This window comes from Marivirga lumbricoides, from assembly GCF_014636295.1.
In the GTDB taxonomy this organism is placed as follows: domain Bacteria; phylum Bacteroidota; class Bacteroidia; order Cytophagales; family Cyclobacteriaceae; genus Marivirga; species Marivirga lumbricoides.
On sequence record NZ_BMEC01000027.1, the window covers coordinates 8609 to 28609 of the forward strand.

At 40.2% G+C, this 20001-nt stretch carries 4 protein-coding genes and 1 pseudogene; all 5 read right to left on the reverse strand.

Annotated elements, in window-relative coordinates; translation table 11 throughout:
* Window positions 1-203: 203 nt before the first annotated feature.
* Window positions 204-11111 (reverse strand): T9SS type A sorting domain-containing protein, encoded by a 10908-nt coding sequence (locus IEV85_RS24135; protein ID WP_188467843.1) that lies wholly within the window; start codon window positions 11109-11111, stop codon window positions 204-206.
* Between the two features lie 157 nt (window positions 11112-11268).
* Window positions 11269-12483 (reverse strand): TolB-like translocation protein, encoded by a 1215-nt coding sequence (locus IEV85_RS24140; RefSeq protein WP_188467844.1) that lies wholly within the window; start codon window positions 12481-12483, stop codon window positions 11269-11271.
* Complete coding sequence (locus tag IEV85_RS24145; RefSeq protein WP_188467845.1) at window positions 12484-13500, reverse strand: PorP/SprF family type IX secretion system membrane protein; 1017 nt, start codon at window positions 13498-13500, stop codon at window positions 12484-12486.
* Between the two features lie 24 nt (window positions 13501-13524).
* A complete protein-coding gene (locus IEV85_RS24150; protein WP_345261646.1) occupies window positions 13525-19386 on the reverse strand; it encodes a BspA family leucine-rich repeat surface protein in 5862 nt (1953 codons plus the stop codon).
* Window positions 19366-19863, reverse strand: a pseudogene (locus tag IEV85_RS25175) (BspA family leucine-rich repeat surface protein); the annotation flags it as partial. The pseudogene IEV85_RS25175 and the gene IEV85_RS24150, both read right to left, overlap by 21 nt.
* Between the last annotated feature and the right edge of the window lie 138 nt (window positions 19864-20001).

Genomic DNA, 20001 nt, shown 5'->3' on the forward strand with positions numbered 1-20001 from the left:
TAGGAGATGTTGAGGTTTTGAAGTTGACAAGTTAGCAGATAGTCATTGGTGACTCGGAGGCCAGATTTTAAAGTACTTCCCTTCTATCATTCCCTCTTAATTTAAGCCTGGCAAACTTCATAAAAAAAGCCGTTTGATCTATATTGACCAAACGGCTTTTTAATTATGGTGATTACTCACTCGATTTCAAAGTGATTCAATTTTTATTTTCCTATTCCAATTCGCTTCATGACTGAGTGTTCTCCTATACGAATTACGTAGAAATATAATCCAGACGGAGCCTTTATATCTCTGTTAAACACCACCTCATGGAATGAATTAGCATCCACTTCCTCATCTAAAAGTACCTCAACACTAATTCCATCTAAAGTATAAACTTCTACCTTAGCATTGCCTTTCACAGGACTTGTAAAAGAAATAGTGATGTAATTAGTTGATGGATTTGGATAAGCTGTTGTGCTTAATGGAATTGCCACACTTTCAGCCTTCATCTTGCTCAAACTTTCTACCGTTTTAACATTTTCAGAATTTTCTGAAGGACTTCTAAAAACTGGACAATCGTATCCTATAACCACTTCTTTCGTTACAAAGCATCCATTCTCTGTATCTCTGCCAGTTACTCTGTATACACCTTCTTCAAAGATTGATATAGGATTAACCCCTTCTTCATAACCTTCCCATGTAAATACAAGATTCGATGAAGATGATAAAGGTGTCGCAGTCAATTCCACAACAAGATTATCACATGTTAGTGGTGCATCAGCCTCAGCTGTAAATTCAGGTTCCTGGTAGTCTGATTCAACTACCACCTCTTTGGTAATGAAACAGCCTGTCACAGTATTTCTGGCATTCACAAAATAACTTCCTGATGAGTAAACAGTTATGGAACTAGTTCCTTCTTCGTAACCCTCCCATGTGAAGACCAAATTAGAAGATGATAAGTCTGTAGCAGTCAATTCCACAACCGGATTATCACACGTTAATTTAGAATCTGCTGATGCAGTAAACTCAGGCTCCTGGTAATCAGAACCAACAACTACTTCCTGAATAGTGAAGCATCCATTCACAGTGTTTCTACCTGTCACGGTATAAGTACCTGCTGAGTAAACTGTTACACTGCTCTCGCCTGCTGCAAAGCCTTCCCATGTGAACTCAATGTTCTCAGAGATGGCAGAGGCTGTTAAAACAACTTCAGTGTTGGCACAAGTTAAGGTGCCATCTGCCGATGCAGTAAACTCAGGTTCCTGGTAATCAGAACCAACCACTACTTCCTGAATAGTAAAGCAACCATTCACGGTGTTTCTACCTGTTACGGTATAAGTGCCTGCTGAATAAACGGTTACAGTGCTTTCACCTGCTGCAAATCCTTCCCATGTGAACTCAATGTTCTCAGAGATCGCTGTAGCGGTTAAAACAACTTCAGTATTGGCACAAGTTAAGATGCCATTGGCCGAGGCAGTGAACTCAGGCTCCTGGTAATCAGAACCAACCACTACTTCCTGAGTAGTAAAGCAACCATTTACAGTGTTGCGACCAGTAACCGTATAAGTACCTGCTGAATAAACAGTTACAGTGTTCTCACCTGCTGCAAATCCTTCCCAGGTAAACTCAATGTTCTCAGAGATCGCTGTAGCAGTTAAAACAACTTCAGTGTTGGCACAAGTTAAGGTGCCATCTGCTGATGCAGTAAACTCAGGCTCCTGGTAATCAGAACCAACAACTACTTCCTGAATAGTAAAGCATCCATTTACAGTATTGCGACCAGTAACGATATAAGTGCCTGCTGAATAAACTGTTACGCTTCTTTCTCCTGTTGCAAAGCCTTCCCAGGTGAACTCAATATTTGGTAACTGAGTTGTTGCTGTCAATTCCACTTCAGTGTTCGCACAGGTTAATATTCCGTCTGCTGATGCAGTGAACTCAGGTTCTGTGAAATCAGAGCCTACTACCACTTCCTGAATAGTGAAGCAACCATTCACGGTATTTCTACCTGTTACGGTATAAGTACCTGCTGAATAAACTGTTACGCTACTCTCACCTGCTGTAAAGCCTTCCCATGTGAACTCGATGTTCTCAGAGATTGCTGTAGCGGTTAATTCCACTTCAGTGTTCGCACAAGTTAAGATGCCGTCTGCCGATGCAGTGATTTCAGGCTCCTGGTAATCAGATCCAACAACTACTTCCTGTGTAGTGAAGCAACCATTCACGGTGTTTCTACCTGTCACTGTATAAGTACCTGCTGAATAAACTGTTACACTACTTTCGCCTGCTGCAAAACCTTCCCATGTAAACTCAATGTTCTCAGAGATCGCTGTAGCGGTTAATTCCACTTCAGTGTTCGCACAGGTCAATATTCCGTCTGCCGAGGCAGTGAACTCAGGTTCTGTATAATCAGATCCAACCACTACTTCCTGAGTAGTGAAGCATCCATTTACAGTGTTTCTACCTGTTACGATGTAAGTACCTGCTGAGTAAACGGTTACGTTGCTCTCACCTGCTGCAAATCCTTCCCAGGTGAACTCAATATTTGGTAACTGAGTTGTTGCTGTCAGCCCCACTTCAGTGTTGGCACAAGTCAATATTCCATCAGCGGAAGCAGTGAATTCAGGTTCTGTGTAATCAGAGCCTACCACTACTTCCTGAGTAGTAAAGCATCCATTCACGGTGTTGCGACCTATTACGGTGTAAGTACCTGCTGAATAAACAGTTACGATACTCTCACCTGCTGCAAATCCTTCCCATGTAAACTCGATGTTCTCAGAGATGGCAGTGGCTGTTAAAACAACTTCAGTATTCGCACAAGTCAATATTCCGTCTGCCGATGCAGTAAACTCAGGTTCCTGGTAATCAGAACCAACCACTACTTCCTGAATAGTAAAACAACCATTCACGGTGTTTCTACCTGTTACGGTATAAGTTCCTGCTGAGTAAACTGTTACATTGCTCTCTCCTGCTGCAAATCCTTCCCACGTGAACTCAATGTTCTCAGAGATCGCTGTAGCAGTTAAAACAACTTCAGTATTCGCACAAGTCAATATTCCGTCTGCTGATGCAGTGAATTCAGGTTCTGTATAATCCGATCCTACTACCACTTCCTGAATAGTAAAGCATCCATTTACAGTGTTTCTACCTGTTACGGTATAAGTGCCTGCTGAATAAACAGTTACAGTGTTCTCACCTGCTGCATAACCTTCCCACGTGAACTCGATGTTCTCAGAGATGGCAGTGGCTGTTAAAACCACTTCAGTATTGGCGCAAGTCAATATTCCGTCTGCTGATGCAGTAAACTCAGGCTCCTGGTAATCAGAACCAACAACTACTTCCTGAATAGTAAAGCAACCATTCACGGTGTTGCGGCCAGTAACCGTATAAGTGCCTGCTGAATAAACTGTTACAGTATTCTCACCTGCTGCAAATCCTTCCCATGTAAACTCAATGTTCTCAGAGATGGCAGAGGCTGTTAAAACAACTTCAGTATTCGCACAAGTCAATGTTCCGTCTGCTGATGCAGTGAACTCAGGTTCTGTGTAATCAGATCCAACCACTACTTCCTGAATAGTAAAGCAACCATTCACGGTGTTGCGGCCAGTAACCGTATAAGTGCCTGCTGAATAAACAGTTACACTGCTTTCTCCTGCTGCAAAACCTTCCCAGGTGAACTCGATGTTCTCAGAGATGGCAGTGGCAGTTAAAACAACTTCAGTGTTCGCACAAGTCAATATTCCGTTTGCCGATGCTGTAAACTCAGGCTCCTGGTAATCAGATCCAACCACTACTTCCTGAATAGTAAAGCATCCATTCACAGTGTTTCTACCTGTCACGGTATAAGTGCCTGCTGAATAAACAGTTATGCTGCTCTCGCCTGCTGCAAATCCTTTCCACGTGAACTCGATGTTCTCAGAGATGGCAGTGGCAGTTAAAACAACTTCAGTATTCGCACAAGTCAATATGCCGTCTGCTGATGCAGTGAACTCAGGTTCAGTGTAATCAGAGCCTACTACCACTTCCTGAGTAGTAAAGCATCCATTTACAGTGTTTCTACCAGTAACTGTATAAGTTCCAGCTGAGGAAACTGTTACGCTGCTCTCACCTGCTGTAAAACCTTCCCATGTGAACTCAATGTTCTCTGAGATAGCTGTAGAGGTTAATTCCACTTCAGTATTGGCACAAGTCAATATTCCATCTGCCTCTGCAGTGAAATCAGGCTCCTGGTAATCAGAACCAACCACTACTTCTTGCGTGGTGAAGCATCCATTCACAGTATTGCGACCAGTAACGATATAAGTACCTGCTGAATAAACGGTTACGCTGCTTTCTCCTGCTGCAAAACCTTCCCATGTAAACTCGATGTTCTCAGAGATCGCTGTAGCGGTTAAAACAACTTCAGTGTTCGCACAAGTCAATATTCCGTCTGCTGATGCAGTGATTTCAGGCTCCTGGTAATCAGAACCAACCACTACTTCCTGAGTAGTGAAGCATCCATTTACAGTATTGCGACCAGTAACGATATAAGTACCTGCTGAGTAAACGGTTACACTGCTTTCTCCTGCTGCAAATCCTTCCCATGTAAACTCGATGTTCTCAGAGATCGCTGTAGCGGTTAAAACAACTTCAGTGTTCGCACAGGTCAATATTCCGTCTGCTGATGCAGTGAACTCAGGTTCAGTGTAATCAGAGCCAACCACTACTTCCTGAGTAGTAAAGCATCCATTCACGGTGTTTCTACCTGTTACGGTATAAGTGCCTGCTGAGTAAACTGTTACAGTGCTTTCTCCTGCTGCAAATCCTTCCCATGTGAACTCGATGTTCTCAGAGATGGCAGTAGCAGTCAATTCCACTTCAGTATTCGCACAAGTTAAGGTACCATCTGCTGATGCAGTGAACTCAGGTTCTGTATAATCCGATCCTACTACCACTTCCTGAGTAGTAAAGCATCCATTTACAGTGTTTCTACCTGTTACGGTGTAAGTACCTGCTGAGTAAACTGTTACACTGTTTACTCCTGCTGCAAATCCTTCCCAGGTAAACTCTATATTTGGTAACTGAGTCGTTGCGGTAAGCTCTACTTCAGTATTGGCACAGGTTAAGATGCCGTCTGCTGATGCAGTGAACTCAGGTTCTGTGTAATCAGAGCCTACAACCACTTCCTGAATAGTAAAGCAACCATTCACGGTATTTCTACCTGTTACGGTATAAGTACCTGCTGAATAAACTGTTACGCTGCTCTCACCTGCTGCAAATCCTTCCCATGTGAACTCAATGTTCTCAGAGATCGCTGTAGCGGTTAAAACAACTTCAGTGTTCGCACAAGTTAAGGTACCATCTGCCGAGGCAGTGAACTCAGGTTCCGTATAATCAGAGCCTACTACCACTTCCTGAGTAGTATAGCAACCATTCACGGTATTTCTACCTGTTACGGTATAAGTACCTGCTGAATAAACGGTTACAGTGCTTTCACCTGCTGCAAATCCTTCCCATGTGAACTCAATGTTCTCAGAGATCGCTGTAGCGGTTAAAACAACTTCAGTATTGGCACAAGTTAAGATGCCATTGGCCGAGGCAGTGAACTCAGGCTCCTGGTAATCAGAACCAACCACTACTTCCTGAGTAGTAAAGCAACCATTTACAGTGTTGCGACCAGTAACCGTATAAGTACCTGCTGAATAAACAGTTACAGTGTTCTCACCTGCTGCAAATCCTTCCCAGGTAAACTCAATGTTCTCAGAGATCGCTGTAGCAGTTAAAACAACTTCAGTGTTGGCACAAGTTAAGGTGCCATCTGCTGATGCAGTAAACTCAGGCTCCTGGTAATCAGAACCAACAACTACTTCCTGAATAGTGAAGCATCCATTCACAGTGTTTCTACCTGTTACGGTATAAGTACCTGCTGAATAAACAGTTACAGTGTTCTCGCCTGCTGCAAATCCTTCCCATGTGAGCTCAATGTTCTCTGAGATGGCTGTAGCAGTTAAAACAACTTCCGTGTTCGCACAAGTCAATGTACCGTCTGCTGATGCAGTGAACTCAGGTTCTGTGTAATCAGAGCCTACCACTACTTCCTGCGTGGTGAAGCATCCATTCACAGTGTTTCTACCTGTTACGGTATAAGTACCTGCTGAATAAACAGTTACAGTGTTCTCTCCTGCTGCAAAACCTTCCCAGGTGAACTCAATGTTCTCTGAGATGGCTGTAGCAGTTAAAACAACTTCCGTGTTCGCACAAGTTAAGGTGCCGTCTGCCGAGGCAGTAAACTCAGGTATACTTTTATTCTGCTTAATTATTACAGTAGCTATAGAAATACATCCATTATCAGGATCAGTGGCTGTAACGGTATAAGTACCAGGATGGCTAACAGATGGGTTCTGAGAAGAACTCGTGAAATTAGGGCCTGTCCATGAATAAGTAGCTCCTGTTATAGACGAAGCATACAATTGTACTGAAGACTCGTTACAGGAAAGTTCCCCTGAGGCATTGGCAGTTACGCCCGGTGCTGTTTTGTCTTCCTCCACAGTAACCTGACTGGTTGCTGAACAGCTACCTGATGTTACTGTAACAGTATAAACACCTGCTGTACTTACGGATACATTTTTGGATGTACCTACTTCTACGTTGTTCTCATTTCTCCAGCTGTAACTTGGATTGGATACATCTGTGCTTGCGCTTAGTGTTACAGTTTCATCTTTACAAGTAATAGGGCCGCTCACAGAGGCCGTAGCTGTAAAAGATGATACGTTACCTGTTACTTTTATATTGTCAAAATAATAAAGATCCAATGGACTGCTAGTAGTCGCACGAATCACAATTTGTAATGAATTTCCATTCAAAGGTTCTGAAATATAATTGGTGTAAGTAGTACTATTATTGTTAATCTTACCATCCTCTTCACCAAAAACATGCAAAGCACTACTTCCATCAAGTTTATAATATAACTTAATGTAATCATAATCGAACTCATTTGGATTATCATCCAACTCTCCGGTGCTCCTTAAATCTATAGAAACCTTTACGTCATCCAATCCTGAAATATTGATTGAATTTGATATCCATTCTGCATTTTCAACATCAGCTACTTCAAATGCTTTATTCATTACTGAGAATGTACCTGAACTCGAATTCACAGTAGACCAACCAGTACTACCATTATCCGAACTAGTGCCATTCGCTAAGTCTTGGAAATTTTCTTCCCATATTGCTTGGTCCCCTCCTATTGAAGAATTAACAATTACACTTTTACTGGAAGTACATCCATTATCAGGATTAGTAGCTGTAACCGTATAGGTGCCAGGTTGGCTAACAGATGGGTTTCTAGAGATACTGGTGAAGTCAGGACCTGTCCAGTAATATGTTGCTCCTGCTACAGATGAAGCCGATAACTGTACCGAAGACACATTACAGGAGAGCTCTCCTGATACGCTGGCAGTTACGCCCGGTACTGTTTTGTCTTCCACTACGGTAACCTGACTGGTTGCTGAACAGCTACCTGAGGTTACTGTAACAGTATAAACGCCTGCTGAACTTACGGATACATTTTTGGATGTACCCACTTCTACATTGTTTTCATTTCTCCAGCTGTAAGTTGGATTAGATACATCTGTGCTTGCGCTTAGTGTTACAGTTTCATCTTTACAAGTAATAGGACCGCTCACAGAAGCCGTAGCTGTAAAGGATGAGCCCACTCTTTCTCCGGTAACTAACACATCATCAAAGAAATATCTCTCATCTTCAAAAGAATTTCTTAAACGAATTACAACCTGTAAAGACTGACCATTGATTACAGAAGATTGAGCAGTAGCATAACCTGTCGCAGCATTTACTGTTCCGTCTAAACCTTCATTATCATAAAAAAATGTTGTTTCACTCCCTCCATTTAAAATGTAAGCTACCTTAATAAAGTCATCTGTTTCAAATGTTCCTAACACTTCGCTTCTCAACGATACAGCAATTTGAATATCTTTTAGTGCTGAAATATCGATTACTTCGGACTTCCAAATTCCTTCGTTAGCTGAATTAAATGAAGCTTTAAACTCATGGTTTTGAACTGAAAAAATACCACTTCCCGGATTTTGAATTGACCATGCTGAACTGCCACTATCATTGGTGGTTCCATTACTTAGCGAACTGAAGTCTTCAAAATAGAGTGTCTCAGTGCCTCCCCCTGAAGAATTAACAATTACACTTTTACTGGAAGTACATCCATTATCAGGATTAGTAGCTGTAACCGTATAGGTGCCAGGTTGGCTAACAGATGGGTTTCTAGAGATACTGGTGAAGTCAGGACCTGTCCAGTAATATGTTGCTCCTGCTACAGATGAAGCCGATAACTGTACCGAAGACACATTACAGGAGAGCTCTCCTGATACGCTGGCAGTTACGCCCGGTACTGTTTTGTCTTCCACTACGGTAACCTGACTGGTTGCTGAACAGCTACCTGAGGTTACTGTAACAGTATAAACGCCTGCTGAACTTACGGATACATTTTTGGATGTACCCACTTCTACATTGTTTTCATTTCTCCAGCTGTAAGTTGGATTAGATACATCTGTGCTTGCGCTTAGTATTACGGTTTCATCTTTACAAGTAATTGGGCCGCTCACAGAAGCCGTAGCTGTAAAGGATGATGAACTAGTACCTTCTACTTTTATATCATCTAAATAATAATATTCACTTTCTCCAGTTGTATAAGCATGTACTATTATTTGCAGTTGACTCCCTGATAAGTCTGAAATTGAGGCTGTCATAGAAGCAGGTGAATTACCATCAATCTCTCCAAATAATTGCTTTGAACCTCCATTGATTTTGTAATACACACGAATATAATCTTGACCAATGTCTAAACCACCGGCAGTTCCCAAATAGCTTGATATGCTTATATCAGAAAAATTAGAAATATCTATGGTTTCTGAATGAAATACCCCGAAACCACTCTGTGCCCCATTACTGGTGCCACGAAATTCAATACGATTATTGCTGACTTTCATGTAGCCTGTTGGAATCTGGCTATTGTCTATGCTCCATGCTGTAGAACCGTTATCAACAGTTGTACCATGAGATAAACCGTTAAAATTCTCGAACCATACTGTTTCAATGCCACCCCCTGAAGAATTAACAGTTACACTTTTACTGGATGTACAACCGTTATCAGGATCAGTAGCTGTAACTGTATAGGTACCCGGATTACTAACAGATGGATTTCGAGAGGTACTCGTGAAGTTAGGACCTGTCCAGGAATAAGTAGCTCCTGCTACAGATGAAGCCGATAACTGTACCGAAGACACATTACATGAGAGCTCTCCTGATACGCTGGCAGTTACGCCCGGTGCTGTTTTGTCCTCTAATACAGTAACCGAAGAAGTAGCAGTATAACAACCAGATGTTACGGAAACTGTATAATTACCAGGCTTGCTGGTTGAAGGATTTTGAGCTGAAGATGAAAAATTACCAGGTCCGGTCCAGCTAAATGAGGGACTAGATGCATCTGTAGATGCTGATAGTGTAACAGAATTAGATAAGCAAGTCAATGAACCGCTTACTGAAGCTGATACATCAAATGAGTTTGACCCACCGTCATCTGTACCGCCTGTACTTAATCTAACATTATCGAAATAGTATCTCTCATTGTTGCTCGAATTATTCACCCTGATGATTACCTGAATCGTATTAGCATTTAAAGCAGGAGATGTAGCTGTAAGGGTAGAATAATTATTATCTATTCCATTTAATCCACCTTTGTTTTCAAACATCAGTACTTCGGATCCCCAATCCAATGTATAATACACTTTTATATAATCACTTTCTTCAAAGGAATCACCAGTTGAGGCTGTACCGCTTTTTAAGTCGACAGAGATTTTGATATCTGAGAAAGAGGATACATCTATTCCTTCGGAAGTCCAAACTCCTTCATTTGCTGAGTTAAATGAAGCCATGAATTCATTATTTTGAATAGAAAATGTACCGGATGGAGAGTTTCCAATCCACCAGGATGTTTCCCCGCTATCCCAATTTCTGCCATTCTCGAAAGTGAAATCTTCCAACCATATATCAGTACTTTGTCCTCCGCCAGAACCACCTTCAGTTACCTGTACTGTTTGGCTTCTTGTACATCCGTTATTAGGATTAGTAACCGTAACAGTATAACTACCTACTTCAGTTACAGTTGGGTTTTGAGTTGTGCTGGTAAAATTACCCGGTCCTGACCACAAGTACTGAGCATTACCAATATTAGATTCAGCATGCAGTTTCACAGAATTATTATTACACCCTATTACGCCTCCATTAGCCGTCAAGTTAGGAGCTTGCTTATTTTCTGAAACCTGAAAAGTAGCACTACCGGTACCTTCACTGGAATTTACTGTTACTGTATATGTGCCGGCACGATTCACCGAAACACTAGAGGAATTTGATGAAGTATTAGGGCCTGACCAGCTATAGCTTAAGTTATTCCCCGAAGCATTTGCATTAAGTGTTAATGAAGGCTTATTACAGGTAAGCACTCCGTTATTTGTAGCAGTGATGTCCACATCAAAATCAGAACCACCGGAACCACCACAGGGCCCTTTTTCTTTAAATATCCGATAATCTTCTATGTAATATTTAGATGTTTGAGACCCTCCATTATTATAATTATAGATCCTTATCACAAACTGGATATTATTTCCATTTAAAAAAGGGGATTCTACATCTATAGTACCGAAATTACCTCTTAATTCTCTAACAAGTATTTCAGGACCATTATCCATTTTATAATAAACCTTGACATACTCATTATTATTCATATCTCCTTCGGAGTGTATCTTAGTTGCTATCTGGAAATCAGAGTAACCCTGAGACGAAAATACACCGCTATACCAAACCCCTTCGCCACCTATGTCTTCCGCCATAATCCGGTTAGAACGGATAGCAAAATACTTAGCATTAGGCACATTACTGGTATTTAAGTACCATCCATTTGAACTTGGATCAGAAGTTGTGCCGTTTGCAAAGCCTTGAAACTTCGCAGATAAAATTGGGCAATCAGGCGAGGCCCGGGCCGGTATATTGAACAAAAAAATAAAGGCTGTCAATGACATAACAAGCACCTTTCTAATCTTTTGAGGTAAATGTGTTTGAATCATTTTAGTTGAATGAAGTTAAAAAATTGATTAATTATTGAGGAAAATTTTTAACTGATAAGGACATGATGGTCCTATTATATGTTGAGATAATTATTAGTGTAAATACATTTTATGTTTGGATAGAAAACATGTTATTAGGTTAGCAACCTTACATTTCTTAAAATTCCGCATATTTCATGATAGCCCTGACAAACGCATCATAGTAGCCCATTTTTACTACTTCATTTTTCCTGGAAATAGCCTCTTTCAATGTCTCATATCTGCCGAGGTAGTAGCGTTCAAGCCCGTCCCTACCTCCGGACATTTCTATTTTGACATCCCCTAAATTGTCAAAAAATCCGGCCTTGGGAGCCCTTCCGGTTGGCATTGCTAAAACCTGAACCACGTAATATTCAGGTAAACTATCTTGCACTATTAGCGAATCTGGAGCAGGCGTTAAGTACTCTGTGCTATCGACTGGTTCAGGAATCTCCTCTTCAAGAAAGCTGAGGTTTCCTCTGAAAATTGTTGCGGCTTTTCCTGATCTGTTACTTACAAAGAAAGTTTCTCCGGAAGGATATGTAGAAAGGTAGGCATCAAAAGAATTGCTATTGACGGTTTCTCCTAAATTAATTGGTTCAGACCAGTCATTCCACTGGTCTCCGGTTTTTCTCACCATGTAAATGTCGAAATCGCCAAACCCCTCTCTGCCATTACTTGAATAAAATAGGGCTTTTAAATCCGGTGAATAAAATGGAGCTATTTCCGAGCCTTGCGTATTAATATTTTCGCCTAATGAAACAGGTCCTGCCCATGAGTCGCCTTCTTTGTAATACACATAAATGTCTTCTTTTCCTAGAGTTGACTTACCCTCGGCTGATAAAAAAATCAATTCCTCATCCGGAAGCGTATAAAAACTTCTAAAGTCTCCATCTGCATCAAATTTGATATCTAATTCACGCGGTTCACTCCAGCTACTGTCTTCAGTAAGAGTTGAAACAGCAATACTATATTTCCATCGGTTAGGACTTGAATAAGTATTTAAAAGATAAAGAGTGTTTGTTATACTGGAAACACCGATTACCATATTATTGTAAACGTTATTAAGCGCCTCTAAATTAGTTGCTGTTTGCCAGGTTGTTGAATCTATTCTATGTGAAAACCAGATGTCCTGACCACCCTTTATTCCTCCTATATTATTTTCGCTAAAAGTCTTCACAAAATATAGTATTTGGCCATCACCACTTAGCAAAGGCAAAGAGCATTCAACTTCTTCATTATTACTTAGCACTACTTTGTTTAAACCTGATAATATCGGTGTTTGGCCGTTCAAGTTAAAAGACAGAACAACTGTTAAAAAAAACAGCACTATGGGGGTTGTTTTGATATTCATTTACCAAACAGGTTTTCTAGTTTTATGATCAAATAATTTTACGCCAAGTGTTATTTCATGCGTATTTAACACGTCAAAATCAGAGCTGAATTCTTTGAATTCAAAGGCATAGCCTAATTCATAAGTTTTTTTAAATTCTAAACCTAGCATTGCGATAATAGAGCCATCAGTCCGATAAGACATTCCAGCAAGAAAGCCATTCATATAGCTTGCTCTAACACCAACATCCAGAAAACTTGGTGATGTATCCGAATAGCGGAAAAAGAAATTAGGGATAATATCTAATTTCTCGTGTACGCTTAGGCGTAACCCACCTAAAAAGTTATGGTCAAATCTTCCGTAATCACTTTCCCTGGTAGATGTATAACCTCCGAGGAGTGTACTTACAGCTTTCATTAATGTGTAGGAAAAATAAACGCTACTTGAATAATAAGAAAGGCCCACATTAGTATCAAAAAAAGAGGCTTTTCCATCGTTTCTTAAATATTCCTGATAAATTACATCATTGTCAGGATACAATACAGAAATATTGGCGATGTCTAGATTTTGGCTTCTAAAACCAAATGACGCTCCAATTGACAAGTAAGAATTTTCAGCAACGAGTATGTGTGTGGAAAATACACCCATTATGCTATTATTCACTAAAGATCCATAATTCGAATTGATCACATACCCGCCAACTCCTAGCTTAACATTCTTTCTTCGGTAAGGAGAAAGATTACTTACTCTGGCAGAATTAAATCTATAAGGGTTTCTTCTGTTAACATTTAACTTACCACTTATATTAAGAACATTTATGGAAGGTGCATTATTAACACTGGTCCATTGTTTTCTGGATCCCAATGCAACATCCAGATATTCCTGCGCACCATTTAAGCCTGGAGCATATACCTGGATGGCTTTATAGTATTGTCCTAATAGATTGTTTTGTTGTGAATGTAACCCAAAACACAACATCAGATTGATGATTATTAATAAACAAAACCTTATAACGATTTCTCTCCTTCTCTTCTTCATATCGTATCTATTTCTCATTAATAATTAAAGAATTGTTACCGTACCTTTGAAAGTTTTAGATTCTCCACTTCGGAATGTCTTAATGAAATAGTAATACTGCCCTATTGGTAATTGCCTACCTTTAAATTTACCATCCCAGGCCCTGGTGTAATCAGATGAACTGAATACTTCATTTCCATTTCTATCTATGATTATTATGCTATAGGTCTCATATCTATTAATATTAGGAAGCTCCCAATTGTCGTTTTCTCCATCGTTGTTAGGAGTAAAAGCTGATGGGATTATAACTTCTATGTTATTATTCTGATCAACATATATATTGATGGTATCTACCACTTTCAAACCTCCCAAATCAGTGCTTTCGATTTGTAATTCATAAACATTTCGCTCAGGATACAAGAGTTCTTCAGTTGTATGCAAACTATCTCCAATTAAGTAGAATGGCATTTCGTCTGCATTTAATAAAGCATAAACATGACTATCATTTTTATCTGCATCCAAAGTAGTAAGCTCTCCTACATAGGTACCAATAGGCATAAGTTCCATTACCCTGTCATTTGATATTATTATGGAGTCTGGTGCATCATTAGTATTCAACACTTCCAATTCAAATGACTGCAAATCAGATAGTGTGTTATCTGAAACAGTTAATGAAATTGTATGTAACCCTACATGTTCATTAAGAGGCGTTCCTGATAAGGTAGCAGTTCCATCACCATTATCAAGCAGAGATAACCAATCCGGTTTACTGCTAGCACTAATTGTAAGTACATCTCCATCTGCATCTGAAGCTGTTATGCTGTAATTATAAAGTTCATCTTCCGTGGCTTCTGTAATGGGTGTAGAAGTAAAAACAGGAGCTTCATTCAATTTGGAAACTGTAATTGAAAAGCTTTGGCTTACATTGGCCGTTCCATCATTTACTTGAACAATCAAAGCATCATTACCCAAATCATCATTAGTAGGAGTTCCAGATAAAGTTGCTGTTCCGTCCCCATTATCAGTTAAAGTGAGCCAGTCAGGTACTAATGCCATACTAAAATTTAATGCATCTCCATCTGTATCAGTAGCTGTTATGTTATAAGTATAGAGTACTCCCGGTGTAGCAATCGATAGAGGTGTAGAAGTGAATATGGGAGCATCGTTAACCGCTATAATGTTCAATGTTAATGTAGCATTATCCGAATTAACGCCATCAGTAACGATATAGCTAATGATTGGTACAGCTCCATTATAATCGGCTGAAGGAACAAACATATAGCTGCCATCCGCATTAATAGTTAGACTTCCTTCCGATAAGTTTGCTGTCTGGCCTGGATTATAATTTACAGTTTCAACTTCAAACGATAGAATACTCAAAACATCACCGTCTGCATCACTTGCGTTACTAAGCAATCCAGAAGCTTGAGGAATGGTTAAAGTAATATCTTCATTTGTGCTATTGCTGTTATTGCTTGCTGTTGGAGCCGTGTCAGTATCTACATTACTTACAGCGACCGTCTTACTTGGCCATCCATCAAAGTTATCATCAGAGAGCGCATCAACGATAGCAATGGTGATATCATAGTTGATTACTCCATCGATGATATTATCCGCTAATCCTGTGATAGTCACTGACTGTGCTACATTCCAGTTAGCAGGGGTAAAAGTCAAAGTAGCTGGTGACACGGTTCCTTCACTAGTATCACCAGGTGTTATGCTAATTACCACATCAGTGTCCGGTTGGCTCATCAGGTTTATCATGAAATTATCTGTAGTTCCTGACTCGGAAGTTGATGCCGTGGTTTCTGATACTTCAAACCCTGGAGAGTCATCATCGGTATTTATTATGGTAACAGTTTTACCAGATAGAGAACTATAGTTTGCGTCTGCTGAGTTTTTGATAGCAACTGTAACATCATAAGTTTGATCACCATCTATGATGAAATCATCAACACCAGTAATGGTTACCGATTGTGGAATATTCCAGTTTGCCGGGGTTAGTGAAATAGTAGACTCTGATGGATTGATTTTTCCTTCGCTAGTATCTTCAGAAGTGATGCTAAAGACAACAGCAGAAGAAGGCTGAGTATTCAATACCATGGTGAAGTTATCTGTAGTTCCACTCTCCGAAGTAGCAGCTGTTGTTTTAGATAAAGTAAAACCAGCCGCATCATCATCTGTATTGTTTACAGATACTGTCTGATCAGAGAGGGCGTCAAAGTCATTATCAGAACTCGCATCAACAATACTCAACGTCACATTATAATTTTGTGTACCATCAATCAAGTCATCATCCACTCCGGTGATAGTCACCATTTGGGTAGCGTTCCAATTGGAAGGCGTAAATGTTAAAGTAGCTGGAGAAACTGTGCCCTCACCAATATCTGCTGAAGTGACACTGATTACTACATCAGATGCAGGCTGTGCACCTAATACTACGGTGAAGTTATCTGTAGTTCCACTCTCCGAAGTAGTAGCCGTTGCTTTAGATAAAGTAAAACCAGCTGCATCATCATCTGTATTGTTTACAGATACTGTCTGATCAGAGAGGGCATCAAAGTCATTATCAGAACTCGCATCAACAATACTCAAGGTCACATTATAATTTTGTATACCATCAATGAGGTTATCATTGATTCCAGTAATAGTTACCGTTTGTGCTGTAATCCAATTCGCAGATGTAAAAGTCAATGTAGCTGGTAATACAGTTCCCTCGCCAGTATCTGCTGAAGTCACACTGATTACCACATCTGATGATGGCTGGGCATTCAATACCACTGTGAAATCATCAGTAGCTCCACTCTCTGAGGTAGTAGCAGTAGTTTTAGAAATGGTAAATCCTGGAGCATCATCATCTGTATTGTTTACAGATACTGTCTGATCAGAGAGGACATCAAAATCATTATCAGAACTCGCATCAACAATACTCAAAGTCACATTATAAGTTTGCGTACCATCAATGATGTTATCATCCATTCCGGTGATAGTCACCATTTGGGATGTGTTCCAATTGGAAGGGGTAAATGTCAAACTAGCTGGAGATACGGTTCCCTCGCCAGTATCTGCAGAAGTGACACTGATTACCACATCTGAAGCTGGCTGGGCATCTAATACCACATTGAAATTATCTGTTGTTCCACTCTCTGAGGTAGTGGCAGTGGTTTTAGATAGCGTAAAACCAGCTGCATCATTATCAGTATTTATTACTGAAATATCTGATATGTCAGACGCTGTTAATGCACTATAATTACCATCAGCTGAGGTAATATCTCCAGTGACAACTTTGTAGGTAATGTTACCATCGATAATGTCGTCATCTACTCCAGTCACCGTTACCGTTTGTGCTGTATTCCAATTGGAAGGAGTTATGGTTATTGATGCCTGTACCGTTCCTTCACTGGTATCGTTGCTACTCAATGCAATTACTACATCAGCAGTTGGTTGACTATTCAGTTTTACTGTAAAAGTAGCTGAACCAATATCTTCTGTCGTGTTGCCACTTATTGCAGAAACTGTTACACCAGTAGCGTCATTGTCTGTTATAGTGGTAGTTACTTCTATGTTGGCACTAAGAGTTGCATTTATCGGAGAAGAAATAGTTACAGTTATTGTTTCATCATTTTCATCTAGAAAATCATCAACCGCAGTTACCTCTACAGAACCTGTTGTTGATCCGGAAGGAATGACAATCTCTGTAACAGATGTAGCATTTGTTCCTGTTGCTGTAGTATAATCTGTGCCAGAACCAATGGCTGTTCCTGAATAAGATAGTGTGACAGTTACATCTTTGCTTGATGATTTATCTAAAGAAGCAGTAAAAGTCGCAACACCGGCATTTTCAGCAATTGTTGAATTATCCACAGCTAAACTCACAGAAGGCACATAGGGAGTAACGTTTATCGTCATCGTATAACTGCTTGTGCTATAAGAACCTCCATCATAGACTTCAAAATCAAAAGTGGTGTATGGACTACCGCTTTTATCTGTCTCCGGTATAAATACTAATTTAGTGATGTCTGCTATTGAATAGCCAGGAGCTGCCACATCTGTGGCTAACAGTGTGATGCCATCATATTTCAATATTCCTTGACCAGGAAGTGAAGTTAATCTGATGCCAGCAAAGCCATTACCATCCGCATCACTGTAGTCATTACTAAAATCATTACTGGCAAATGTGTAATTTACTTCCTCAGCAGTGCTTACAGATTCATCATCTGCGATAGGCTCATTATCATTCAAATTGTTAATCTCTACAGTCCAGCTTTCTTCATCATAATTACCATTTTCGTCTGTTGCTCTAATAGTTAGCTCGTAAACATTGTCGGTATTGTCATCTACCGGAGCTTCAAAGTCTCTGGCTATCATTTTTACCACTCCAATAGCTGGATCTATGGTGAAATCAGCTGCATCACTACCTCCTAATGTGTAGGTGAGTGTTCCTATGGGAGTCCCATCAACAATGGCAGGCGTTACACTTGTGTAATCAGTATTTTCATCTACATTGGCATCAGCGATGGCATCAAGGGTGAAAAGCAAACATTCACTTCCGAATGATCCTCCGTCATTAATCGTCCAGTTCTGATCATTAATGAGTTTCTCTCTAGCTGAAATAGCGTTGGTACCATAATTTAAACCTGTAGCTCCGAGGGCAACACCCGTTAATGTAGGATTGTTATTTTGCCATCCAATGAGGGTAGCCGAATAGTTTATACAATTAAGACCAGTCTGGGTGAGCATATCGCTCATATTTACAACTGCATCTAGTTTCCAGCTTCCCAGATTTTGATTGAAAACACTAACTCTGTAAAACATGCTACTCATGTCAGTCACGTTACTGACATTCCAGTTGCTCAAATCCTGATTGAAGACCATGTCATTGTAATTGGCTCCAGAAAACATGGATTCCATATTGGTTACCTTATCAACTGTCCAAGTTCCAATCAGTTGGTTAAACTTTCGGGCATTTTTAAACATGCTTTGCATAGAGGTGACATTGCTGACATCCCAGTTACTTATGTTCTGGTCGAAAACGTAAGCGTTATTAAACATGTAAGACATGTCTGTAACAGAAGTCACGGTCCATTGATCTAAAGCCTGGTTAAACGCTTTTGCTCCATCAAACATTGCCTTCATCGTGGTGGCCTTATCCACCTTCCAGTCATTTAGCGGTTGATTGAAATTCTCGTCATCCTTAAAAAGGGAGCTCATGTCTTCCACGTTGGCTACATCCCAATGATTAATATCATCATCCAAAGAGGTTGCTCCCGCCAACATGAAGGACATAGTGGTGACCAGGCTAAGGTCAGGAGCATCAGTAGCAGTTATCCTTAAGTTGGAGCAACCATGAAAAGCTCTTCCCATACTTGTCCAGGGATTATCTCCCCATTGCTCCACTCTAAGTAGTTTGTCTTTGTCTCCAGAATTATCAAAATAGATTTGAGGGAAATCCCCTACAATAGTAACCCGATAATTGCCAACTGCAGGAAAAGTGAGTGTTGCATTTCCAGTGAAAGGTCCTACGGTAGCGTTAACTGCTGCATCAGTGACATCCACCCAATGGAGGTAATAATCATAACCCCCTCCATCAGTGGGAATGATGATCTGATCATCATTAGAAGTACCTGGGTTATCGGTTTTCCAGATAGTTACAAATGGTTTGCTTCCAGTGGGAGTACAGTCTGCTGAGCCAGTGCCTAACTCATCGTTTAAAATGGTCCAACCCATACCTCCCTCTGCAACAGGAGTGGTTAATTTCGCACGGGCTTCTATCGCAAGTGAGCCATATGTAACATTAGTGGCTCCCAAATTACGTTCTGTGACTAAAGGGTTATTGCTAGCCCACCCAGATAGTGTTTCGGAATAATTAGTACAACTGAGGGCTGAATTAGAAAACATGCCACTCATATCTACAGTCGGATTAAGCATCCAATTCCCCAAATTATAATCCAACCTCGACTTGTAGAACATATTAGTCATGTCGGTGACATTACTTACATTCCAGCCGGAAATGTCCTGATTAAAAGCAGCGTCTCTAAACATGGAAGCCATATTCGTTACAGCACTCACATCCCACCCGCTAATGTCCTGATTGAAATTGGAGTTTCTGAACATATTTTCCATATTTGTTACAGCTCCTACATTCCATTGATCCAAAGGCAGATTAAAGGCCGTAGCTCTTTGAAACATATTAGCCATGTTGGTCACACCATCTACTTTCCAATCATTTAATGATTGATTGAAAGCTTTAGCATCAGTGAAGAGGCCAGTCATGCTTTTCACATTCCTTACATCCCAATTATCAAGAGGTTGATCAAAAATTTCAGCTCCTCGGAACGTAGTACTCATATTTTCAATATTGCTTACATTCCAGTGATTTATATTATCATTAAATGATGGTAACTACTCAGGTACCAAATTAGCAGTAATAGCCAAGCAATCAAATATGTTTTTGTTTCTTTTGATAATGGTATCTATTACAGACCTGATAATTGCGAAAGAACGTGCACCGGATTCAGATCT